Raw genomic sequence first — 23,395 nt, forward strand, 5'->3', positions numbered from 1 at the left:
TTTCAGGGATTCGCTACACGAATCATGCACTCCTGCACCACCGAGACCGCGAGCTCTCCCGAGGGGGTGAACATCTGCCCCTGGGCGAGACCGCGAGCGTTGCCGGACCACGGTGACTCCTGAGCGTAGAGCACCCAGTCGTCGACCTTGAGCGGCCGGTGGAACCACATGGCGTGATCAAGGGAGGCGCCGACGACGTTCGAGGCGCCCCACGCCAGGCCGTGCGTCAGCAGCACGGTGTCGACAAGCGTGTAGTCGGAGGCGTAGGCCGCCAGCACGACATGGAGTAGCGGGTCGTCGGGCAGGTCGGCGTCGTAGCGGAACCACACCTGCGTCTCGGAGCCGCGCAGCGACGGGTCGCGGTGGGCCTCCCAGGTGAGCGGCGTGACGTACCGCGCGTCCACGGGGCGCGGCTTGGCCAGCCACTCGCTCCACGGCTCGGTGTCTCCGAGGAGGTCGCGCATGCGGTCCTGGAAGATCGGGAGCGTGTCGGGGCCGGGCACCGTCGGCATGGTCACCGCCTGGTGGCTGACGCCCTCCTCGGTGATGTGGAAGGACGCGGACAGCGAGAAGATCGTCTTGCCGTGCTGGATGGCCACCACCCGCCGGGTGGTGAACGACCGGCCGTCGCGTACGCGCTCGACGTTGTAGACGATCGGGATCGCCGGGTCCCCCGGCCGTATGAAGTAGGCGTGCAGGGAATGGACGGCGCGATCGTCGGGCACCGTGCGCCCCGCCGCCACCAGCGCCTGCGCCGCCACCTGACCGCCGAAGACCCTCTGGATGCGCTCTTCGGGGCTGCGGCCACGGAAGATGTCGCGCTCTATCTGCTCCAGGTCGAGCAGGTCGAGGACCTCCTTGAGCGCTTCGTTCACGTCACTTCCCCTCCGCGACAGATGTCCAGCACGGCCTCGCCGTACCGCTCGAGTTTGACGCGGCCGATACCGGCGATCGCGAGCAGGTCCTCCTCGGAGGTGGGGACCCGCTCGGCCATCGCCTGGAGCGTGACGTCGGTGAACACAACATAAGCCGGCACTTTTGCCTCTTTCGCCGCGTTCGTACGCCAGAGTTTAAGACGTTCCAACAGCTCTTCGTCGTAGTCGGCGGGACAGGTGGCACAGCGGCCCAGTTTCTGCTCCGCCCCGACGGTCAGCGTCTTGGCACAGACGCGGCACTGGATCGGGGTCGCGATGCGGGCCTGGCCGGAGCGCCGGTCTCTCGCCGGAGGGGTCGTACGGCTCCCGGCCGTGGCGTTCCCGGTGAGCCCGTCGAGGAAGCGGGACGGGCGACGCGCCTTGCGGCCCCCGAGCGACCGGGCGAGCGCCCATGACAGGTGGAGGTGGGCGCGCGCGCGAGTGATGCCCACGTAGAGCAGCCGGCGCTCCTCCTCTATCTGCTCGGGTTTCTCGGCGTAGATGATCGGCAGCATGCCGTCGGTGAGGCCCACCAGGAAGACCGCGTCCCACTCGAGTCCCTTGGCGGCGTGCAGGGACGCCAGCGTCACGCCCTCGATCGGCGGGGCATGCTGCTCGGTGGCGCGGCGCTCAAGCTCGGCGACGAACCGCGGCAGGTCGCCGCCCTCGGCCGCGAGGTCCTCTGCCAGCTCGGCGAGGGCGTTCAGCGACTCCCAGCGCTCGCGGGCGGTGCCGCCTCCCGGCGCCTCGGCGGTGAGGCCGATGCCGGCGAGGATGTTGTGGACGGCCTGCGCGAGCGGCTCCTCGTCGTTGGCGGAGCGGGCGGCTCCCCGCAGCAGCACGACGGCCTGCCGCACCTCTGACCGCTCGAAGAACCTCTCGGCGCCACGCAGCAGGTAGGGAATGCCCGCCTGGGCGAACGCCTGCTCGTACACCTCGGACTGGGCGTTGACGCGGAACAGCACCGCGATCTCCCGCGTGGGCACGCCTTGGGAGATCAGCTCCTTGACCCGCTTGGCGACGGTCTCGGCCTCGGCGGGCTCGTCGTCGCACTCGGCGAAGACCGGCTTCGGGCCCTCGGGCCGCTGCGCGATGAGCTCGAGCCGGTGAGGTGTCCGCGCCTTGGCCAGCACGCTGTTCGCCAGGCCGACGACCTGTGGTGTCGAACGGTAGTCGCGCACCAGCTTGATGACCGCCGCGGCGGGATGCTCGACGGCGAAGTTGGTGAGATAGCGCGGGCTCGCGCCGCTGAAGGAGTAGATCGTCTGGTTCGGGTCACCGACGACGCAGATGTCGTCCCGCCCGCCGAGCCAGGTGTCGAGCAGGAGTTTCTGCAGCGGGTTGACGTCCTGGTATTCGTCGACCACGAAATAGCGGTACTGCTGGCGGATCTGGGCCGCCACCTCGGCGTGCTCGGTCATCACGGCGGCGGTCAGCTCGAGGATCGTCTCGAAGTCGACCATGTGGCGCCGGCGGCGAAGGGATTCGTACGCCTCGTAGAGGCGCGCGACCTCCTCGGGGGCGATCGGCGGCGTACGGCCGGCCTTGGCGGCGAGGCCGGGGTAGTCCTCGGGGCCGACCTGGGTGACCTTGGCCCACTCGATCTCGCTCGCCACGTCGCGCAGCTCGCCGCGGTCGGGGTTGCGCCGGATCTCACGGCAGGCCTCGATCAGGATCGGCAGCTTGGACTCGACCACCCTCGGCGGGTCGCCGCCGATCACGCGGGGCCAGAAGTAGGTGAGCTGGCGGAGGGCCGCGGCGTGGAAGGTGCGCGCCTGGACGCCGTGGGCGCCGAGACCGCGCAGGCGCTGCTTGAGCTCGCCCGCGGCTCTGGTGGTGAACGTCACCGCCAGCACGCTCGGCGCGTCGACCACACCTGTCCGCACGGCGTGGGCGATGCGGTGGGTGATCGCCCGCGTCTTGCCCGTGCCGGCACCGGCCAGCACGCAGACCGGACCCCGCACCGCCTCGGCCACCTGGCGCTGCTCCGGGTCGAGCCCGGCGAGGGCGTCTTCGTGCTCCAACTGGGCCTCCTAACGTGCGATGCCGACAGGTGTGCTGGCATCATCCTTCCAGCAGCGAACGTCGCGCGTCGCTTCGCATGCGCACGATCAAGGTCTATGCGTGCATGATCTAGGTATGCGGATGCGTGCGTTCGGAGCACTCCGACGTGCACAACAGGGGTACTTTGCCCCACAATGGGGGTGCCATGATTACGGGGAAGGAAAGAGCCCAGTGAGAAGTGCGGTAACGGTGGGTTCTCTGGCGCTGGCCGCCGTCCTCCTCGCACCCGCCGCCGTGGCGCCGGCCGGTGCGACCACCGCGCCCACCCCCACCCCCAGCTCCAGCCCTCCCACCGCCGAGGAGAACCTGGCCGCGACCGTCGTGCGCACCTTTTCGTACGGGCGGCAGTCCGCGCGCCAGCGCATGGACGTGTGGTGGCAGCCGAACACCAAGCGCAAGCCGGGCGTCTTCGTCGTCCACGGCGGATGGTGGAACAGCGGCGACAAGAAGTACATGACCGAGGTCACCCGCTTGTACGCCGAGATGGGCTACACGGTCTTCAACATCAACTACCGGCTCGCGCAGGAAGCGGCATGGCCGGCCCAGCGCACCGACACGCTGGCGGCGATCGCCACCGCCCGCAAGCACGCCGACTTCTTCTCCTTCGATCCCGACCGTTACGTCATCATCGGGTTCTCGGCGGGCGGCCACCTCGCGACCTCGGTCGGCGCCTACAAGGACGGTCTTCCGGGCCTGCGCGGCGTCGTCGGGGTCTCGCCGGTGATCTCGCCGCTGACCGCGTACTCCGACGGGGACGAGGGCGCCGACTTCGACCAGCGCAAGCTGCGCCTGGCCGCCATCGCGCTCGCGGGCGGCTGCCGTCCGACGGGCGCCTGCGCGCGGGTCTGGTCCAGCATGGAGGTGCCCTGGCACGCGAGCGCGCACGACGCGCCCGTGCTCACCGTGCACTCCACCGACGAGTTCGTCCCCGCCTACCAGAGCGAGTTGCTCAAGGAGCAGCTCAACCAGGTCGGGGTGGCCATGAACATCCGCGTCGTGCCGGGGATCAACCACAGCATGCCGCTGTACCGCGAGCCGGGCGTCGCCACGGGCATCCTGGAGTGGGTCGCCGGCAAGCTCGGGGCGCCGGCCCCGGCGAAGCCCGGCGGCGCGAGGTCGGCCGCCTCCCAGACCTCGAGCCACCTGTCGTCTTCCTACAAGGTCACCGTCCGCAGGTCCGGCGCGGAGCGCTGAGCTCGGCGCCGGGAACACGAGCGATCCTCGGGGTGTTGCCAGCTAGTGCTAACGCCACTCGGAGGACGTGAAGGGACAAGTCACGCTATGGCGCTCAAGGTCTACACCACCAGCTGGTGCGGTCCGTGCAAGCGGCTCAAGGGCCAGCTGACGCGGGAAGGCATCTCCTACCAGGAGATCGACATCGAGGCCAACCCCGCCGCGGCGGAGTTCGTGATGAGCGTCAACGGGGGAAACCAGGTCGTGCCCACCGTCGTGCTGGAGGACGGCACCACGCTGACGAATCCTTCCGTCATCAAGCTGAAGGGCCTGCTCGCACGCGCGCAGTCCTGAGCCAAGGGCGCGCTCGCACACGCGGACGCCACACCTCACCGGCGATCGGGGTCTCCCCGGTCGCCGGTCGTCATGCGGGCGTGGTCACCAGTCGCCGGGGAGGTATCCCCCGTACCAGGTCTCGATGAGGCGGCGGGCGATCGAGACACCCGGGGGAAGCCGGATGTCGCCGTTCTCCACCGCGACGCCCAGCTCGGCCCTGGTGACCCAGAACGCCTCGGTGATCTCCTCGGGATCGCAGACGATGTGCGTGGTGGTCGCCTGCGCGAAGAACCCGAGCATCAGGCTGCGAGGGAAGGGCCACGGCTGGCTTCCGAGATAACGCGGGTCGGTGACCGTGATCCCGACCTCCTCGAAGACCTCGCGCGCGACGGCCTGCTCCAGCGACTCGCCCGGCTCGACGAACCCGGCGAGGACCGAGAACCGTCCCTCGGGCCACTGGGGGCCCCGAGCGAGCAGGCAGCGGTCGTGTCCGTCGTGCACCAGCATGATGACCGCCGGGTCCACCCGGGGGAAGTGCTGGCTGCCGTCCTTGGGGCAGACCCGTGTGTGCCCGCCGGCCACGATGGTGGTGGGGCTGCCGCACCTCGGGCAGTGGTCGTGGGTGGCGTGCCAGGCCTCCAGGGCGACCGCGTTGACCAGCAGCCCGGCGTCGCGGTCTCCGAGCGTGGCCCCGGCCTTGCGCAGCCCTTCGGAGGCGACGTCGGCCCAGTCGGGGACGTCCTGGATCGCTCCGGCCACCTCGGTGCCCTCGGGTAGCGGCAGGGGGGCGGGCAGCGGCAGTGGCGCCTCCACCGCGACGGCGAAGTAGGCGACGCCCTCGGGGTCGACCCCGAGAAGGTAGCGCTCACCCGCGGGGGCCTGATGCGGCGCCAGGAACACCAGCTCGGCGGTGCCGTTGTGGCGGCGGATCAAAGTGTTGCCGTCGTTGATCAGCATGACCCGCGTGCCGGGATCGGCCCAGGCGGTCTTCAGCCAGGCCTCGTCGTTCCGGTGCACCGCGGACCGGTCGACCCCTCCGCGCGCGAGAAGCAAGGGCCCGAGCAGCCCTTCGCTCAGCGGGCTCTCCTCCACCTTCGCCACCTCCCAGCAGATTGCCCATCCTATGCCGCCCAGGAGGACCGTCCGAAATGCCCGGCCATACCCACGACAACACGGTCATTTACCGGGATTAGCATGTCCGGCAGCAGGCTGATCTCCATACGGCTAAGATGCGACTGGTTAGGTTAGCCTTACCTGATAGCGGGGGTGTCCTGCGTGCGGCTGTACATCACCGCGCTCAATCCGAACGAATCGGTCACCGGTGGATTCCTTCCGGCGGCCCGCGCGCTGGGATGCGAGGTGACGCTTCTCACCGACCAGCCGGAGCGGTACTCCGGCGTGGAGACGCTTCGGACCGACGTCCGCGACGTCCGCTCGGTGGTCGACACGATCGCCCGCCACCACCCGCCCGACGCGATCTTCTCCAACTCCGACCACCTCCAGCCGGAGACCGCTCTGGCGGCCGACTACTTCGGGCTGCCCGCCAAGGACTGGCGCGCCTGCCTGACCGCCAAGAACAAGGCGCTCATGCGCCGCAGGCTCCAGGCCGCCGGGGTGGAGACCGTCCGATCCGTACGGATCGCGCCCGGCGACCCGATGCCCGCCGACCTGGCGTACCCGGTCGTGGTCAAGCCTCGCGAGGGCGTCGCCAGCGAGGACGTGGTCCTGGTCGCCGACGGAAGCGACCTCGCGCGGGCCGTCAGCGGCATCCGTGCCCGGCGGCCCGGCACGACGCTGGTCGCCGAGGAGTACCTCGACGGGCCGCTGCACACCCTCGAAACGCTGGGCGACGGCCGTGCCCTGCACGTGCTGGGCGGGTTCCGCACCACCCTTGGCCCGCTGCCGTACTTCGTGGAGGAACGGCTCGACTGGGATCCGGTGTCCCCCGGCCCGTCGCCGCATGAGCATGTGCTGAGGGCTCTGAGCGCGATGGGCGTCGGCTTCGGCGCCTGCCACACCGAGTACGTCCTCACCGGGCGGGGGCCGCGCATCGTGGAGGTCAACTACAGGGTCATCGGCGACACCTGCGACTTCCTGCTCGCCGAGATACTGGGAATTCCGCTCTTCGAGTGGATCCTCGGTGTCCACCTCGGTGATCCGGTCACGGCTCCCCCGCGGGCGACCGGGCACGGAGCGGCCGTGAGTGTGATCGCCGGCCGGGCCGGCGTGATCAAGGAGGCTCCCGGCGAGGTGACCGAGACGCTCGGCGGCGTACGGCTCCATCACCGGCCGCTGCGCTCCCCTGGAGACACCGTCGAACCGACCCACACCAACCGCGACTATCTCGGCATCATCCGGGCGACCGGGCCGGACGCGAACGCCGTGAACCAGGCGATCGACGCCTTCCGCGTCCGTTGCCCGTGGGTGGTTCAGTGACCCGCCTCACCATCGAGTGCGACGCGGCGCACAGGGCCACCTCCGAGTCCTACCTCGCGGGGCGCGTACTGGACGCCCTGCTTCGCGAGGACTACGGCGGGCTGGCCACCCGCATGACCCGCACCAAGGAGGGCGTCCAGCTCGTGCTGCCCTCCGGGCGGCGGGTACGGCTCGCGCCCGGCCGTCTGTACCAGGATTTCGTGGTGGCGCCCGACGAGCCGCTGACGCTCGATGAGGTCCTGGGCACGCTGGCCGCGATCGCCGACCCGGGAGACGCGGACGGGGTGGCCGCGTTCACCCACGAGTGCCGCACGGCACTGCGCGCGCACGACCTGCACGCGGTGCGCCGGGCGGACGTGCTCGCCCGCCTCCACCGCCGGTCAGGGGTCCCCGAGACCGTCGTGTACGAGACGCTCGCCGCGTTCGCCGACCACCCGGTCTACCCCACCTCGCGATCACGTCTCGGCCTCACCGACGAGGAGGTGCTCGCGTACGCGCCCGAGTTCGCCCCCCGCTTCGCGCTCCGCTGGGCGGCCGTGCCTGCCGGCCGGGTGGCCGGGTCGGGAAGCCCGCCAGGCTGGTGGCCCGCGGGAGACGCGGCGTCCGTGCCGTTCCCGGTGCACCCGCTGACGCTGCACGCCGTGCGGGAGATACCCGGCGTGGTCGTCCACGATGAGCCGTACCTGGTCGTGCGGCCCACGCTGTCGATGCGCACGGTCGAGGTCGACGCCCGTACGCACCTCAAGCTGCCCCTGGCCACCAGCACGCTGGGGGCGCGCAACCGCCGGTCCATCAAGCCGGGCACGCTGGGCGACGGTGCGCGGGCGGAGCGGCTGCTGCGCGAGGTGCTGCTCCGCGAGCCGGATCTCGGTGTCGTCCTCGCCGACGAGCAGACCTACGCCCACGCCGGGCATGAGTTCCTCGGCTGGATGGTCCGCCGCCTGCCCCCTGGGGAGATCGTCTCCGTCGCCGCCCTCCTCGCGCCGTCCCCGGCCCCCGATGGCGGCCCTCGGGTGCTCGACGACCTGGCCGCCCGGCATCGTGACGGGGACATCGCGGCGTTGCTGGCCGACTACCTGCACGTGCTGTTCACGTGGAACGTCAGGCTGTTCGTCGGTTACGGCATCGCTCTGGAGGCACACCAGCAGAACCTCGCGCTGGTGTTCGGCGACGGGACGACCCGCCTTCTGGTCAAGGACAACGACGGGCTGCTCGCCTCGCCCGACCGGCTGCTGTCCGCGGGCCTCGCCGTACCGCGCTTCGCCGACGAGCGGCTGCTGACGGACGACCCGCACGCCCTCGCGGACGTGTTCGTGACGATCACCCTGCACCTGGCCGCCGCGGCGATCGCGTTCGGGGCGGGCCACGGCGACCTCGTCGCCCACGCCCTCGAGAACGCCCTCGCGGAGTACGGCGGCCATCCGATGGCCCGGCTGCTGCGAGCACGGACCCTGGACGCCGCACGGCTGGTCGGCAAGTCCATGGTCAGCGCCGGAACCCTCGTCGACCGCGCACGCGTCGGCGCCGCCGACATCAACAAGCACTACGGCACCACCGGCCCGAACTACCTGCGCCGCCACCGCCGCAGAGAGGTGAACCCATGAACGGCGTCGTGCTCGACTCCCCCGCCGGCTCGCCCGCCTGCGCGGCGGCCGGTGTCGCGGACGTCGCGGAGAGCGCGGCGCTGGCCGCACTGCTCCGCTGCTGTGTGCGGGAGGTCGCGGGTCCGCGTGGGCAGGTGTGGGCCGCGGGACCGTACCTGCTGCTGCGCCTCGCGGAGAACCTGATCCGCGTGCCGACGTCGGGTGGGCTGGCCCTGCGCTTCGACGGCCCCGCCGAGCGGCTGGAGTGCGGCTCGTGGCGGCCTTTGTCGGTGGACCGGCTCGTACGGCTCGTCGAGGTGGAGCTGGGTGGCCGCGCCGCACGTGACGACGACCCCGGAGGCGACGCCACCCACAACGAGGAGTTCGCAGGGCAGGTGGCCGGCAGCCGTGCGGCGATCTCGATCCTGCTGCGCGAGCGGGCGGCCGCCACCCCGCCGGAGGACCCGTGGCTCGCCTCGGAGCAGGCACTGGTCTTCGGGCACCCCTTCCACCCCTCCCCGAAGGCCAGGGGCGGCGCGGACTGGGTGCGGTACGCGCCCGAGGCGCACGCCGCGTTCCCCCTCCGGCTGCTCGGCGTGCGGGACGACGTGCTGGCGGCCGGGGGCGACCCTCTGGCGCTCGACGGGCTGGGCCACGCGCCGCCCGGATACACGCTGCTGCCCGCCCACCCGTGGCAGATGGAGCTCCTCGGCACGGAACTGGCCGCTCCGTTCGCCGACGGACGTCTTGTGGACCTCGGGCACAGCGCGCGGGCCGCGGTCCCCACCTCGTCGGTGCGAACGGTGTACGAACCGCGGATCGGCAAGTGCCTGAAGTTCAGCATCGACGTGCGGATCACCAACTGCGTGCGGAAGAACGCCTGGTACGAGCTGACCGCCGCCGCCGAGCTGAGCGCCCGGCTGGCGCCGGTGTTCTCCGACCTCGCCGAACGGTTCCCCGGGACGCGCTGGCTCCCGGAGCCGGGGTACCGTTCGGCGTCGCTCGGCACGCGCCTGCTGGAGGGCCTCGGCGTCATCGTCCGGTCCAGTCCCTGGGAGGTCGCAGGGCCGGGCGTCACCCCCGTACTGGCCGGGGCGCTCGCCGGGACGCGGGGTAGGGGGGCTCACAAGGAGCGGGAGGGTGAGACGGGCGACATCCGCGGAACGGCGGCGGGCGCCCTCCGGCGGGACCCTCTGGGCTGGTGGGGCGCGTACGTCGACCACGTCGCGCTGCCGGTGCTGGACGCCTACTTCGGGCACGGTGTGGTGCTGGAACCGCACCTGCAGAACGTGCTGGTGGGCATCGACCCCGAAGGGATGCCAGTTGAAGCCATATTTCGGGATTTGGAGGGCACCAAGCTGGTCGCCGGACGCCACGACGTCTCGGGCCTTCCCGTAGTGGCCGCCAGGTCGGCGACCTATGACGCCACGCGCGGCTGGAACCGCGTGGTCTACTGCATCATGGTGAACCACCTTCCCGAGATCGCCGCCACGGTCGCCGGGTCGGCCGCGCCGCGCGCCGCGGACGAGCTCCTCCGCGAGCTGTGGGCGGACGCCCGCGCGCGTGTCGCCCGATACGCCGACGAGCGGGGCCGTCCCCTGCCCCTCCGTGACCTGCTCGCCGGGGTGCCGCTGCCCGCCAAGGCCAACCTGTCGGGCCGCTGGGCCCGCTCGGCCGACCGCGAAGTCGGATACGTCCCTGTGACCAACCCCTTCGCCGGGGTGTGCGCGTGATCATCCCTGATCGGATCCGTGAACGTGCCGTACGGCTGGCCGACGCCCTGCCCGCCTACGTGTACGACCTGTCGGCCCTCGATCTGCACGCGACCGCCGTACGACGTGCCCTGCCGGACATCGAGGTGTACTACGCGGTCAAGGCCAACCCCGACCCCGCGCTGCTGCACACGCTGGCGCCGTACGTCGACGGTTTCGAGGTGTCCTCGGCCGGCGAGGTGGCCCACGTGCGCTCCGTCCTGCCGGACGCCCGCCTCGCGCTGGGCGGTCCGGGCAAGACCGACACCGAATTGGCCCTGCACGTCCACCGCATGCATGTCGAGAGCCCCGGCGAGCTGAGCCGCCTGATCGACGTCGGCGGGCCGGTCGACGCGCTGCTCCGGGTCAACCTCGACATCCCCGTGGAGGGCGCGTCGCTGACGATGGGCGGCGGCGCGACGCCGTTCGGCATGGACCCCGCCGGCGTGCACCGGTGCCTGGAGCTGATCCGGGGGCAGAACAGGGTGCGGCTGCGCGGTTACCACGCCCACCTGGCCAGCGGGCTGCACGCCGATGAGCTGCTCCACCTTGCCAAGGCCGTGCTCGCCTTCGGCCGCGATCTGGGCGCCTCGGAGATCAACCTCGGTGGCGGCATGGCCGTGTCCTACCGCGACCCGGAGGAACGGTTCGACTGGGAGGCCTACGGGCGGGGCCTGACCGGCATGCGGCTGCCCGGCGAGGCTCTGCGCATCGAGCCCGGCCGGGCGCTGACCGCCTACTGCGGCTGGTACCTCACCAGGGTGCTCGACGTGAAGCGCGTCCACGGCGAGGTGTTCGCCGTGCTCACCGGCGGCACCCACCACCTGCGCACACCCGTGGCCAAGGGGCACGACCAGCCCTTCACCGTGCTACCGACGGGCCGTACGGGCTCCGGGGTGACCGACGAGCCGGTCACCCTGGTCGGCCAGCTCTGCACCCCCAAGGACGTCCTCGCGCGGCGGGTCGTCACCTCGGTGAACGTCGGCGACGTCGTGGCCTTCGGCCTGGCGGGCGCCTACGCCTGGACCATCTCCCACCACGACTTCCTCATGCACCCGAAACCGGGCTTCCACTACCTCACCTGACGGGCCCCTCGAAGGTGTGGCGGCGGCCCAGGACGTCCAGGTAGTGCTGGTTGTACATGATCCCCAGCACGTTGCCGAACGGGTCGGCCACCGATGCGGCGATGAACCCGGGGCCGTACTCGGTGAGCGGGGTGTGGGGGGTGGCGCCCAGGGCCAGCAGCCGGTCCAGGGCGGCCCGCACATCGTCGACGTGCCAGTGCACGATCGCGCCGGCCGGGGCGGTGGACGCCTGCGGCGGGGCGTAGCGCCGGTCGATCAGGCCCAGTTCGGCCTGGTGGTCGCCGATCCTGAACTCGTAGTAGGCGGCCGGCTGCCCGTTGCCCGGACGCTCGAAGTAGGGCTCGGTCTCCAGCAGTTCGGCGTACCACTTGCGGGCAGCCTCCAGGTCGTCGGCGAAGAAGTTGACGGTGGCGAGTCCTCGCAACATGGCTGGTTCCTTCTCTCGGTTGGTGACAAAGACCATCCTGCCGTCCAAAGTGCTCACCTATTGAGCACTTTGTTTGACAGGCTGAGGACATGCGCGCTGATCGCCTTGTCGCCGTCCTCCTGCTCATGCAGTCCCGTGGCCGGGTGACCGCGGCCGAGCTGGCCGAAGAGCTGGAGGTGTCTGTCGCCACCGCTCGCCGTGACCTGGAGGCGCTGGCGGCGGCGGGCATTCCCGTATACCCCCAGCCCGGACGCGGCGGCGGCTGGTCGCTCGTCGGTGGCGCCCGCACCGACCTCAGCGGCCTGTCCGCGGCCGAGGCGCAGGCGCTGTTCCTGCTCGTCGGCCCGGCCGCGGCCGTCTCCGGTGAGGCCAAGACGGCGCTGCGCAAGCTCGTGCGGGCGCTGCCGCAGAGCTTCCGGGCCGACGCCGAGGCCGCCGCCGGCGCCACGATGATCGACCCCACCCGGTGGGGCGAGCGTGATCGCCGCCGGCCCGAGATGGTCGGCCTGCTGCAGTCCGCCGTGGTCCGGCGGCGCAAAGTGCGCCTGACCTACGCAGGCAAGGCCCGCCAGCGGACCGAACGGCTGGTCGACCCCTGGGGGCTGGTCGACAAGGACGAGATCTGGTACCTGCTGGCCGGGACCGAACGAGGGCAGCGGACCTTCCGCGTCGACCGGATCATCGAGGCCGAGCCCACCGACGAGCCCACCGATCGCCCGGACGACTTCACGCTCGCCGCCGCGTGGCAAGAGGTCGTCGGCGAGATGGAAGAGCGGCGTTCACGCACCTGGGCGACCGTGCTCATCGAGCCCAGGTTCGTGCGGATTCTGCGAACCCACTTCGGGCGGCACTGCCATACCGAGGGGGACCTCGAAGACGGACGAGCCCGAGTGCGCCTGGCCGCGCCGACCCCGCTGGACATCGCCAGGAACCTCGCCGGCTGGGGCACGATGATCGAGGTGGTCGAGCCGCGATCCGTCCAGGCCGAGCTCGCCCGGATCGGCACCGAACTCGCCGGCCGCTACACCGAACTCGACACCCCCGCGAAGCCGGCCGTCCTCAAGCGTTGAACCACATTTCCGGCATGAAACGTTCAGGTACCCAGCGGGACCGCGTTCGCCGCCTCACGGGTCGCAGGCGTTGACGGTGCGGCGATCACGCGTCCGCCGGCCTCGCGGTGCTCTCCCGAACAGTGAGAGTGGTGGCGAGCTCGAGGCCGATCTGCGATGGCCGCTCACCACGCCCCAGCGCGAGCGCCAGTTCGGTGGCGACGGCGGCCATCTCGGTGAGCGGCTGGCGGACGGTGGTGAGCGGCGGATCGACGAGGGTGGCAATGGGCAGGTCGTCGAAACCGACCACGCTCACGTCCACGGGGATCCGAAGCCCGAGCTCCCGAGTGGCCTGATACACCCCGAGCGCCTGCAGGTCGTTGCACGCGAAGATCGCCGTCGGCCGGTCTGCGGCGCTCAGCAGGCTGAGCGCGGCAACTCGCCCGTCCTCTCGGGTGAGGTCGGTGCGTAGGACGAGGGCCGGGTCGACCGACAGCTCCGCGGCCTCCAGGGCGGAGCGGTAGCCGTCCAGTCTGGCCCGGCAGCACAGGATCCGGTCCGGGCCGGCGATCATCGCGATGCGGCGGTGTCCCAGTTCGACCAGGTGACGGGTGGCCGAACGCCCGCCGGCCCAGTTGGTGGCGCCCACGAACGGGACGCCGTCCGGCAGCTCGCTGGTGGGGTCGAAGACCACGAACGGGATCTCCTTGGCGCGCAGCTGGTCACGCTGTTCCTGCGACAGCTGCGCGACCGTCACCACGCAGGCCGGGCGGCGCGCGAGCGTGTCGTCGATCGGATGGTCCACCGGATCGCGGTGCGGGCCGAACTCGGTCAGCATCACTCCCACGCGCTGCTCGCGGGCCACCCGTTCCACGCCGCGGATGATCTCCATGCCCCACATGTCCTCGAGCTGGCCGAAGACGAGTTCCAGCACGTTCTTGCGATTGGTCTTGCGGTAACCGAACTCGCTGATGAGCGCCTCGACACGGGCGCGGGTGCCGGCGGCCACGCCGGAGCGACCGTTGATCACCTTGGACACGGTCGGGATCGACACCCCGGCGGTCTCCGCGATGTAGGAGATCGTGACGGGCCGGGACGGGTCGCCTTTCCGCGGCTCCACGTCGGCGACCGGTTCGCCTGACTCGGCGTGCGACAACTCGGCCCCTTTCGGTGACGATGCTCCCGGTCGACCGCGCAGGGGCCCGTTCACGGCGCCAGGATAACCCCTGGCTCCGCGCGTTTCGGATTCCGGCGAAGGCGCACCGGCACCGGCCCTGCTCGCACCCTGCTCTACTCCGCTCATCAGGCTCCTCTTTGAAACATTCAGGGCTCAAAGCGAGAAAGTATCTGGCAGCGGGGTGATGAGGATCAGGAAATCAACTGGTCAACGACACGAAGCCTCGTTCATCACTCCTCGCTGCTGATCAGCGCATTACCTGCCGACGTAGACGACCGCCTGGATGATTCCTACGTTATGTTTCGCACCGGCCGGCCAGAAAGTTTCTACGGCGAAGCGGCCCGACGGTCAGGGTCGGGCACGACTCAACGACTCGGCAAGGGAGTGCTGATCGGCGCGGTCAAAGGCTGACGCCCAAGGGAGCGAGAGATGCACAGCTTACGTACGGTCCGTCTACGGATCGGCGCGGTCCTCGGTGTCGTTGTCGCGCTGCTGACGGCCGGAACGCTGACGGCCGTCACCGCGCAGGCGGCGGCCGGCTGCGGTGTGACCTATACGGTCACGGCGCAGTGGTCCGGCGGATTCACCGCCAACGTCAACGTCACCAACACCGGCGACCCGATCAACGGCTGGAGGCTCGCCTGGACGTTCCCGTCGGGCCAGCAGGTCACCCAGGCGTGGAACACGACGGTCACCTCCTCCGGAGCGCAGGTCACCGCGGCCAACACGAGCTGGAACACCGCCATCGCGACCAACGCGACCGTCTCGTTCGGCTTCAACGGGTCGTGGACGAGCGCCAACACCGCGCCGGCGTCCTTCACCCTGAACGGTTTCACGTGCACCGGAGGAGGGACCGGCCCGTCACCTTCCCCCAGCCCATCGCCTTCGCCCAGCCCGTCACCTTCACCCAGCCCGTCGCCTTCGCCCCGGCCGGGTGACGCGATGGCCACCGTGGCCGCGATGCGGCCGGGCTGGAACCTCGGCAACACGCTTGACGCCATCCCCGATGAGACGGCCTGGGGCAACCCGCTCACCACGCAGGCCATGCTCCGCCACGTACGGTCCCAGGGGTACAAGAGCATCCGAATCCCGATCACCTGGAGCAACCATCACGGCCCGGCCCCCGCCTACACCATCGACGCCGCCTGGCTGAACCGCGTCCGCCAGATCGTCGACTGGTCTCTCGCCGAGGGCCTCTACGTGCTGATCAACCTGCACCACGATTCCTGGCAGTGGATCAACACCTATCCCGCCGACTCCACGACGGTGACGAACCGCTACATCGCCCTCTGGCGGCAGATCGCCGGCACCTTCCGCGACTCCTCGCCGAAGCTGCTGTTCGAGAGCATCAACGAGCCGCAGTTCACCGGCACGTCCGGCGACGACCAGAACTACCAGGTGCTGAACACCCTCAACACCGAATTCGTCCGTCTCGTCCGCCAGACAGGCGGCGCCAACGCCACCCGTGTCCTCGTGCTGCCGACGCTGTACACCAACGGCGACCAGGGCCGCCTAGACGCCCTGAGGTCCACCTTCGACTCGTTGCGCGACCCCAATCTCGCCGCGACGGTCCACTTCTACGGCTGGTGGCCGTTCAGCGTGAACATCGCCGGCGGCACCAGGTACGACAGCAACGTCGAGCAGGACCTGATCGGCACATTCGACCGAGTGCGCGACACGTTCGTCTCCCGCGGCATCCCGGTGATCATCGGAGAGTGGGCGCTGCTCAACTGGGACCACACCCGTCCGGGAATCATCGAACGCGGCGAGTTCCTCAAGTTCCTCGAGGCCGTCGGCTACCACGCCCGCGTACGCAACCTCACCACCATGGTCTGGGACGCGGGCCAGTTCCTGAACCGCGCCACGCTGCAATGGCGCGACCAGGGCGTGTTCGACATGATGAAGGCGAGCTGGACCACCCGCTCCGGCACCGCGTCCACCGATCAGGTGTACGTGCCCCACAGCGGCACGATCCCCGGCCAGACGCTCACGCTCAACCTCAACGGCACCACGTTCCAGGGACTGCGCCAGGGCACGACCAACCTGGTTCAGGGCACGGACTACACGGTGTCGGGCACCTCCCTCACCCTCACCTCGGCCGCTCTCACCCGGCTGGCCGGCAACCGGGCGTACGGGGTGAACGCCACGATCGAGGCCCGGTTCTCCCAAGGCGTGCCGTGGCAGATCAGCATCATCTCCTCCGACCCGCCGAGCCAGGCCGCCGCCACCGGGACAACGTCGTCCTTCGTCATCCCCACCCAGTTCCGTGGTGATCAGCTCGCCACCATGGAGGCCAAGTACGCCGATGGCAGCCCGGCGGGACCGGCGAACTGGACCCCGTACAAGCAGTTCTGGGACCACTTCCAGCCCGACTACAGTGCGAACACGATCACCCTGAAGCCTGACTTCTTCGCCGAGGTCAACGACGGCCGCGTCACCCTCACCTTCCACTTCTGGAGCGGAAGACAGCTCACGTACTCCATCACCAAATCCGGCACAACGGTGACCGGCGCCACCACCTGACGATCAACAGAGTGGGTGCCGCGTCCACCAGGCGCGGCACCCAGCGGCTCAGAAATCTCCCGGCGAGCAAGCTCACCTACCCATGCGGGTCTGAAGCAAAAGGTGACCGCCTCAGGCGACGGGGCCGGTAGGCCCTAGGAAATACTGCCCGAGCCGAAGGCGAGGACCGTTTCACCGGCGCCCGTTTCGTCCCACCGGGCCCAGGCTCAAGGTCGTCTTCGCCTGGGCCTGCCGGTCTAAGAATGGTGACCGGCTTGGGTTACGGCGCCGGTAGGCCCTGGGAAATACTGCCCGAGCCGAAGGCGAGGACCTTTCAAGGTGAGAGGGTCACTTGTCCTGGGGGATGGACTCGATGAGGCGGACCAGGCCGGCGGCGTCGAGGAGGTCGACGGGGCGTACGGTCTCGTTGGCGCGGACGTAGTGGAAGGCCGCGCCGACCTTCGAGAGCGGGACGCCCGCGAGGTGGGCCCAGGCCATCCGGTAGGCCGCGAGCTGGACGCCGGCGCTCCGGGCGGCGCCCCCGCGCGGGCGCTCCCCCGTCTTCCAGTCGACGACCACGTAGCCGTCGCCGTCGGTGAAGACCGCGTCCATCCGGCCGCGCACAAGCCGGTCGGCGATCATGGTCTCGAACGGCACCTCCAGGTCGACCGGCTCCATGCCCGCCCACCGGCTCTCCTCGAACCGGGTCTGCAACTCGGTGAGCTGGACGTCGACCTCGGACAGGTCGTCCGAAGCGCCGGGCAGCTCCAGGTCGTCGAGGAGGCGCTGCTGCCCCCACCGGCTTTCCAGCCAGCGGTGGAAGGCGGTGCCCCTGCGTGCCAGCGGGGCGGGTTTGTGGGGCAGCGGGCGGCGGATCTGCCGGGCGAGCGCCGCGGGGTCGGCCGCGAGGGTGACCAGCGAGGAGACCGTAAGGCGGGTGGGCAGTTCCACGACCGCCCCGCCACGCCGCCGCGCCTGGTCACGTTCCTTCAGCAGCAGTTCGGTGTCGCGCGCCCACGCACGTACGCGGTCGTGCTCCCAGTCCTTCATCGGGGTGTCCTCGCCGGCCTGACCGACCGTCTCGCTGCCGTTGATGGCGTTCATGACCATCTCGGCCCCGCTCTGGACGGCGTCGTGCCGGCGGCCTTCTGGGGTGACGGGCCACACCTCCTCCGGAGGCTCGGCCAGCAGGGGGTTCGCCGCGCCCGATTCGACCTCCGGCGCCCAGTAGGCCGCCGGGCCCGACGCTTCGCGGATCTCCAGCAGGAAGTCGGAGGGGTCGAGCGGCTTGGCGGCCGACCCCCACCGGTACCCCGACGCGATCAGCAGGTAGTGCGCCCGGGTGACGGCGACGTAGGCCAGGCGCCTTTCCTCCATGAGGTCGCGTTCGCGGCAGAGCTCCTCGAACTCCGCGAGGTCGTCCTTCTCCAGCCCGTTCAGCGCGGGCAGGTCGGCCCGGTCTCCCCGGAGGCTGTACGGCAGCTTGCGGGGGTTCTCCGTCCACCGGGAGTTGGTCACCGGGGTGGCGGGGAAGACGCTGCCCTTGGCCAGCCCGCCCTTCTGGGTGGTGAGCTGTGAGAGCCCCGGCACGATCACGACGGGCCATTCGAGCCCCTTGGAGGCGTGCACGGTCATCAGCTTGACGCTGTTGGTCTCACCGACCCGCCCGGCCTCCAGGCCGAACTCCTCCGACTCCGCGGCCTTGAGGTAGGCGAGGAAGGCTCCCAGCGTCGGGTCCTCGGCGTCCCCGGCGAACCGCGAGGCGGAGTCGAGGAAGGCGTCCAGGTCGGCGCGGGCGGTCAGCGGCCCGCCGCCCCTCGCCGCCACCTCGACGTCCAGGCCTAGACGCCGCTCGATCTCGGTGATCAGGTCGGGCAGCGGCTGACCCGTGTGCGACCGCAGGACGCGCAGCTCCTGCGCGAGGCGCGGCAGCCGCACGCGGGCCAGGGGCGAGAACGGCTCCAGCCACTCGGGCCGGTCGGGCAGCTCGTCGAGCGCGTCGACGAGGCTGCCGCGCTCCTCCGCCATGTCGGCGACGACCTGCTCCAGCGGATCGTCGGCTGCCGGACCGCCGCGGTGGGCCACGGTCAGCTCCCGGGCCAGATCGCCGAGCACCTTCAGGTCGGCGGGCCCGATGCGCCAGCGCGGCCCGGCGAGGAGCCGTACGAGCGCGTCGCCGGCCGTCGGCTCGTACAGCACGCGGAGCGTCGAGACGACGTCGGCCACCTCCGGGACGGTCAGCAGGCCGCCGAGGCCCACCACCTCGACCGGGATGTCCCGGGCCTCAAGGGCCCGCCGTAGCGCCGGGAACTGGGCGCGCTTGCGCGCCAGGATCGCCACGTCCTGCGGCTGCAGCGCCATCGCGCCGCCCCAGGCGCCGCCGATCTTGATCTTCTCGCGGAGCTTGTCGCGTTCGCCCTCGCCCCACGGCAGCCCGTCGGGCGCGGTCTCCTTGCCGAGCATGCGGGCCACGCCGTCGGCGATCCAGGCGGCCTCGTCCTCGGCGGTCTCGTGGAACGCGCTCACGACCCGACCGCGCCCGACGCGGTTCGTGCCGGGGACCAGGACCGGCACCTCACGCGCCTCCTCGCGGAGGGGGACCTGCACAGCGGCGGCGATGTCGAGGACCTTCTCTCCGTTGCGGAAGCTGACCGACAGCCGTCGCACGGGGGCGGGCTCACCGGTCGTGGTGGGGAAGTCGTGGACGAATCGCTTGAGGTTGCCCGACGAGGCCCCGCGCCAGCCGTAGATGGACTGGCACGGGTCGCCCACGGCGGTCACCGGGTGACCGCCGCCGAACAGCGCGCGCAGCAGGACGAGTTGCGCGTGGCTGGTGTCCTGGTACTCGTCGAGCAGGACGACCGAGAACCGGCCCCGCTCGACCATGCCGACCTCGGGGTGCCGGTCGGCGATCCTGGCCGCCAGCGCCATCTGGTCGCCGTAGTCGATGACCTCACGGCTGCGCTTGAGCCGGTTGTAGGCGTCGACCATCGGAAGAAGCTGCTCGCGGATGTCCTGGGTGCGGACCGGCCTGCGTTGGGCGAGCGTGGGCCTGCCGCCGAGCCGGGCGAACCGCTCGTCGAGCCAGTGGCCGATCTCGCGCACCTCCTCGGGAGTGCGCAGGTGCTCCGACAGCTCGCCCGCGAGGTCGAGCACCGCCGCCGTGACCGAGGCCGGGGCCAGGTCGACGCGGTCCATGGGCCCGTCGTACCGGCCCACCACGCGGGCCGCCATCTGCCAGGAGATGGCGGGGCTCACCAGCCGCATGGTGGGCTCCAGCGCGTCGCGGAGCGCGTGGTCGGTGACCAGCCGGGCGGCGTAGGCGTGGTAGGTGGACACGGTGGGCTCGGATTCGAGCAGCTCGGCAGGGGCGAGCCCGACCTCGGCGAGCCGGGTGAGCCGCTTGCGTACGCGCACGGCGAGCTCGGCCGCCGCCTTGCGGGTGAAGGTCAGGCCGAGGACGCGCTCGGGGCGCACCAGGCCGTTGGCGACCAGCCAGACCACCCGTCCCGCCATGGTCTCGCTCTTGCCGGAGCCCGCGCCGGCGACCACCACCATCGGCTCCAGCGGAGCGTCGATGACGGCGGCCTGCTCGGGCGTCGGCGGCGGGATGCCGAGCTTCTCCGCCAGCTCCATCGGCCCGATCAGGGCGGGACGTGCCGTTTCCGTGCCGGAGGCCGCGTCGGAGCCCGGGGGATGCGGCCCTAGCAAACCTGGCCCCCGCTGTCGTTCACCGGACAGCTCGCCTTGGCCGCACAGGTGCGGCAGCCGTCGTTGACCTTGGCGGTGAACACCCCGGCGGCCATGCCGGTGGCCACGGTCTCGACGACCTCCTGGGCCCACCCCGGCTCGGGGTCCTCGCCGAGCGCGCCCTGACGCTGCTCCCTCGCCTCCTTGCCCGCCGCCTTGCCGAGCTGGACCAGCGCGGCGCCGCCCGGCTCGGTCATGCCGTGCCGCTCGAAGGCGCCGAGCAGCGTGGCGAGCTGGTAGACGCCGAGCTGCGGATGGCGGTCGAGCTCCTGGTCGGGCGGCTTGCTGGTGCCGGTCTTGAGGTCGATGATCACCGCACGGCCCTCGCCGTCCCGCTCCACGCGGTCGACGCGGCCACGGATGTGCACGCCTTCGGAGAGAACGGCGGTGAACGCTTCCTCGACCGCGACCAGCTCCCTGGGGTTCTGCTCGTGCCAGGTGACGAACCGGGAGACCATCTGCTCGGCCACCATGCGCTGCTTGCGGTTGAACCAGATGCCGCCGAAGTCGAGCTCGTCCCAGACCTCGTCGAGCCGCTTGGTCAGCGAGTCCTCCGCCTGCCCGGTCGCGGCCAGGACGGCGATGGCGTGGATGACGCTGCCGAGGCTGCGGGACATGTCGGTGCCCGAGGCCCCGACGGCCGTCTCCAGCAGCCAGCGCAGCCCGCACTTGGTGAAGCTCTCCACCGCCGAGGGGGACACCCTGACGATGCTGTCGGGCCAGCTGAGCGGGCGGTCGTCGGAGATCTGCGTGAGCGCGTACCACTCGTCGGGGTGGGCGCCCGGGACACCGGCACGGGCGAGTCGCGCCAGGTGACGGGCGGCGGCCGAGCGCATCGGCTCCGGCCTGGTCGGATCGCACACGGCCGAGCGCAGGTCGGCGACCAGCGCCGACATGCTGAGCCAGCGTGCCCGGTGGTCTACGGCGACCTCCTCGACCCCGCCGGGGAGCAGCTCGGCGAGGAACCGGGACGGCCGTTCGTCGGTGTCCTCCCCGCCCACCGCGGTGACCACCAGCTTGTTACGCGCCCGGGTGGCGGCGACGTAGAACAGCCGCCGCTCCTCGGCGAGCAGCTTGGACGCCAGGGCGGCGCTCGCCGCGTCGGCGCCGTCGAGCACCGAACCCTGCGCCAGCTCGACCAGCTCCTCGATGCCGAGGAGGGACCCGCGCAGGCGAAGGTCGGGCCACACGCCCTCCTGCACGCCGGCGACCACCACGACGTCCCACTCAAGCCCCTTGGAGCGGTGGGCGGTGAGGATGTGCACCGCGTCGCCTTCCGGCGCGTGCTCGGCCAGCGAGTTGCCGGGGATCTCCTGCGAGACCAGGTCGTCGAGGAAGACCTCGGCGCCGGCGTGGGGGAGGCGGTCGGCGAAGCGCGCGGCGTAGTCGAACAGCCCCACCACCGCGTCGAGGTCACGGTCGGCCTGGGCGCCCTTGGCGCCACCGGCGAGGCTCGCCTCGGTCCAGCGCTCGGCCAGCCCGGAAGCCTGCCAGATCGCCCACAGCGCCTCCTCGGCGGTGTCTCCCCGGCGCACGGCCTCGCGGGCGGTGGTGACCAGGGCGGCCACGCGCTCGGCGCAGGCGCCGACATGCGGCTCGATCGGGATGAGCTCGCGCGCGTCGCGCAGGGCGGCGACCAGCAGCTCGTCGGACGAGCGCGGGGGCTGGGAGGGCGTGCCGGTCTCCTGCGCCGCCAGCTCGGCGATCCGCAGAGCGCGGCGCAGGCGTCGTACACCGATCGCGTCGGTGCCGCCCAGCGGGCCGGTGAGCAGCTCCTCCGCGGTGCCCACGTCGAGCGAGGCGGGGTGCAGAGCAACGCGGAGCAGCGTGACCAGCGGCCGTACGCCGGACTCCTGGATGAGCGGCACCTCGTCACCGGCCACCACGACGGGCACGCCGGCGGTGAGCAGGGCGCGGCGCAGCATCGGCACCTGGCGGCCGGTCGAGCGCACGAGCACCGCCATGCGCCCCCACGGGACCCCGTCGAGGAGGTGGGACCGCCGCAGGGTGTCGGCGACGACGGCGGCCTCCTGGGTCTCGGTGTCGGCGAGGAGCACCCGGACCTCGCCCGCGTCGACGGTCGCCATGGCGATCAGATCGCGGTGGTCGTCGTTGCGGGGCCTCGCTCCGGCCTGGGACGAGGAGGAGCCGCCACGCGAACGGCCCGACCTGGGCGGGACGGGCAGCCGGGCGGCGACGCGGCGCGAGGCCCTCAGCAGGTCGGGCCCGCTGCGGCGGCAGACCCGGAGCGCGATGACGGGCGCCTCGATGCCCTCGAAGGTGCGAAACCGCTGCGGAAAGTTCAGGATGCCGCGCACGTCCGCGCCGCGGAAGCCGTAGATGGATTGGTCGGGGTCGCCGACGGCGATCAGGTCACGCCCCTCCCCCGCGAGCTGCTGGAGGAGGAACTCCTGCGCCGGGTCGGTGTCCTGGTATTCGTCGACGAAGACGACGTCGTAGGCGGCGCGCTCACGCTGACGCACCTCCACGTCGCCCAGCAGGCCCGCGGCGGCGCGGATGAGCTCGGCGTAGTCGAGCACGGGGGTCGGGTCGAGGTCGAAGCGGTCGGAGTAGCGGTAGGCGAACCGGCCGGCCGCCACCCAGTCGGCACGGCCGTGCTCGCGGCCCAGCACGACCAGGTCCTCGCCGTCCATGCCGCGTTCGGCGGCGCGCGCCAGGAAGTCGCGCAGCTCCTCGGCGAAGCCGCGCGTCTTCAGCGCCTCGCGCATGTCGGGCGGCCACAGCCGGCCGCCGTCCTCCAGCTCACCGTGGAGCAGGCGGCGGACCTCCAGGAGCTGCTCGGGTCCGGTCAGCAGGCGGGGCGGCGGATCGCCCGCGAGCACGGCCTCACGGCGCAACAAGGCGTAGGCGTAGCTGTGGAACGTGAGCGCGAGAGGCGTTCGCGTGGTGCGGCGCATGCGGGCGGTGATACGCTCGCGCAGCTCTTGGGCGGCCTTGCGGCTGAAGGTGAGCACCAGCACCCGCTCGGGGTCGACCCCGAGCCGCTCGATGCGGTGGACGACGCTTTCGACGATCGTGGTGGTCTTGCCGGTCCCCGGGCCCGCGAGCACGAGCAGCGGACCGCCTTCGTGGCGCACGACCGCCCGTTGGTGCTCGTCAAGAGCAGGAGGCATCGCCTGCCCCGCGC

15 protein-coding genes are annotated in these 23,395 nt (G+C 71.3%); 8 read left to right on the plus strand and 7 right to left on the minus strand.

What is annotated here, in order from left to right; translation table 11 throughout:
* Nucleotides 1-2: 2 nt before the first annotated feature.
* Entirely contained in the window at nt 3-875 is an 873-nt protein-coding gene (locus ABD810_RS23920; RefSeq protein WP_344944504.1) for an acyl-CoA thioesterase, read from the minus strand.
* The gene (locus ABD810_RS23925) at nt 872-2,938 is read right to left on the minus strand and encodes an ATP-dependent DNA helicase UvrD2 (RefSeq protein WP_344944507.1); all 2,067 of its coding nucleotides are present in this window, start codon (nt 2,936-2,938) and stop codon (nt 872-874) included. The genes ABD810_RS23920 and ABD810_RS23925 overlap by 4 nt, the downstream gene beginning before the upstream one ends.
* Nucleotides 2,939-3,149: 211 nt before the next feature.
* Between ABD810_RS23925 and ABD810_RS23930 the strand changes: the two genes are divergently transcribed.
* The gene (locus tag ABD810_RS23930) at nt 3,150-4,172 is read left to right on the plus strand and encodes an alpha/beta hydrolase (RefSeq protein ID WP_344944510.1); all 1,023 of its coding nucleotides are present in this window, start codon (nt 3,150-3,152) and stop codon (nt 4,170-4,172) included.
* An 87-nt stretch (nt 4,173-4,259) separates the two neighbouring features.
* Nucleotides 4,260-4,505 carry a mycoredoxin gene (locus ABD810_RS23935; protein WP_344944513.1) on the plus strand — a complete coding sequence of 82 codons (246 nt, stop codon included), beginning with the start codon at nt 4,260-4,262 and terminating at the stop codon, nt 4,503-4,505.
* A gap of 84 nt (nt 4,506-4,589) precedes the next feature.
* Here ABD810_RS23935 and nudC read toward each other — a convergent pair whose 3' ends face one another.
* Entirely contained in the window at nt 4,590-5,579 is a 990-nt protein-coding gene (nudC, locus tag ABD810_RS23940; RefSeq protein ID WP_344944515.1) for an NAD(+) diphosphatase, read from the minus strand.
* A 183-nt stretch (nt 5,580-5,762) separates the two neighbouring features.
* Between nudC and ABD810_RS23945 the strand changes: the two genes are divergently transcribed.
* Genes ABD810_RS23945 through ABD810_RS23960 form a run of 4 tightly spaced genes read left to right on the plus strand, consistent with a single transcriptional unit; the run spans nt 5,763 to nt 11,342 of the window.
* The gene (locus tag ABD810_RS23945; RefSeq protein ID WP_344944518.1) at nt 5,763-6,923 is read left to right on the plus strand and encodes a siderophore biosynthesis protein; all 1,161 of its coding nucleotides are present in this window, start codon (nt 5,763-5,765) and stop codon (nt 6,921-6,923) included.
* Nucleotides 6,920-8,527 carry an IucA/IucC family protein gene (locus ABD810_RS23950; protein ID WP_344944521.1) on the plus strand — a complete coding sequence of 536 codons (1,608 nt, stop codon included), beginning with the start codon at nt 6,920-6,922 and terminating at the stop codon, nt 8,525-8,527. Before ABD810_RS23945 ends, ABD810_RS23950 begins: the two co-directional genes overlap by 4 nt.
* Nucleotides 8,524-10,239, plus strand: coding sequence for an IucA/IucC family protein (locus tag ABD810_RS23955; RefSeq protein WP_344944524.1), 1,716 nt, complete (start codon nt 8,524-8,526; stop codon nt 10,237-10,239). The genes ABD810_RS23950 and ABD810_RS23955 overlap by 4 nt, the downstream gene beginning before the upstream one ends.
* Nucleotides 10,236-11,342, plus strand: coding sequence for an alanine racemase (locus tag ABD810_RS23960; protein ID WP_344944527.1), 1,107 nt, complete (start codon nt 10,236-10,238; stop codon nt 11,340-11,342). The genes ABD810_RS23955 and ABD810_RS23960 overlap by 4 nt, the downstream gene beginning before the upstream one ends.
* Here the strand turns inward: ABD810_RS23960 and ABD810_RS23965 are convergent.
* A complete protein-coding gene (locus ABD810_RS23965; RefSeq protein WP_344944530.1) occupies nt 11,335-11,769 on the minus strand; it encodes a VOC family protein in 435 nt (144 codons plus the stop codon). The genes ABD810_RS23960 and ABD810_RS23965 overlap by 8 nt on opposite strands.
* 89 nt (nt 11,770-11,858) lie before the next feature.
* On the opposite strand from ABD810_RS23965, the gene ABD810_RS23970 reads away from it, so the two are divergent.
* Entirely contained in the window at nt 11,859-12,839 is a 981-nt protein-coding gene (locus tag ABD810_RS23970) for a helix-turn-helix transcriptional regulator (protein WP_344944533.1), read from the plus strand.
* Nucleotides 12,840-12,924: 85 nt separating this feature from the next.
* Here ABD810_RS23970 and ABD810_RS23975 read toward each other — a convergent pair whose 3' ends face one another.
* The gene (locus tag ABD810_RS23975; protein ID WP_344944535.1) at nt 12,925-13,974 is read right to left on the minus strand and encodes a LacI family DNA-binding transcriptional regulator; all 1,050 of its coding nucleotides are present in this window, start codon (nt 13,972-13,974) and stop codon (nt 12,925-12,927) included.
* Between the two features lie 450 nt (nt 13,975-14,424).
* Here ABD810_RS23975 and ABD810_RS23980 point away from each other — a divergent pair, with 450 nt between their 5' ends.
* Nucleotides 14,425-16,518, plus strand: a complete 2,094-nt coding sequence (locus ABD810_RS23980) for a cellulase family glycosylhydrolase (RefSeq protein ID WP_344944538.1) — start codon at nt 14,425-14,427, stop codon at nt 16,516-16,518.
* A gap of 327 nt (nt 16,519-16,845) precedes the next feature.
* On the opposite strand, the gene ABD810_RS23985 is transcribed toward ABD810_RS23980, so the two are convergent.
* Together ABD810_RS23985 and ABD810_RS23990 are read right to left on the minus strand one after the other, a co-directional pair.
* Nucleotides 16,846-20,133, minus strand: a complete 3,288-nt coding sequence (locus tag ABD810_RS23985) for an ATP-dependent helicase (RefSeq protein WP_344944800.1) — start codon at nt 20,131-20,133, stop codon at nt 16,846-16,848.
* Nucleotides 20,134-20,201: 68 nt separating this feature from the next.
* On the minus strand, nt 20,202-23,381 hold the full coding sequence (locus ABD810_RS23990; protein ID WP_344944541.1) for an ATP-dependent helicase: 3,180 nt from the start codon (nt 23,379-23,381) through the stop codon (nt 20,202-20,204).
* Nucleotides 23,382-23,395: the final 14 nt, after the last annotated feature.

It is taken from the genome of Sphaerisporangium flaviroseum, assembly GCF_039537005.1.
GTDB classification, from domain to species: domain Bacteria; phylum Actinomycetota; class Actinomycetes; order Streptosporangiales; family Streptosporangiaceae; genus Sphaerisporangium; species Sphaerisporangium flaviroseum.

Bases quoted from the DNA above. Each gene is read 5' to 3' on its own strand.
- ABD810_RS23970 (WP_344944533.1), top strand. From the start codon at position 11,859: ATGCGCGCTGATCGCCTTGTCGCCGTCCTCCTGCTCATGCAGTCCCGT.
- ABD810_RS23935 (WP_344944513.1), top strand. From the start codon at position 4,260: ATGGCGCTCAAGGTCTACACCACCAGCTGGTGCGGTCCGTGCAAGCGG.
- ABD810_RS23980 (WP_344944538.1), top strand. From the start codon at position 14,425: ATGCACAGCTTACGTACGGTCCGTCTACGGATCGGCGCGGTCCTCGGT.
- ABD810_RS23985 (WP_344944800.1), bottom strand. From the start codon at position 20,133: ATGGAGCTGGCGGAGAAGCTCGGCATCCCGCCGCCGACGCCCGAGCAG.
- ABD810_RS23990 (WP_344944541.1), bottom strand. From the start codon at position 23,381: ATGCCTCCTGCTCTTGACGAGCACCAACGGGCGGTCGTGCGCCACGAA.
- ABD810_RS23965 (WP_344944530.1), bottom strand. From the start codon at position 11,769: ATGTTGCGAGGACTCGCCACCGTCAACTTCTTCGCCGACGACCTGGAG.
- ABD810_RS23955 (WP_344944524.1), top strand. From the start codon at position 8,524: ATGAACGGCGTCGTGCTCGACTCCCCCGCCGGCTCGCCCGCCTGCGCG.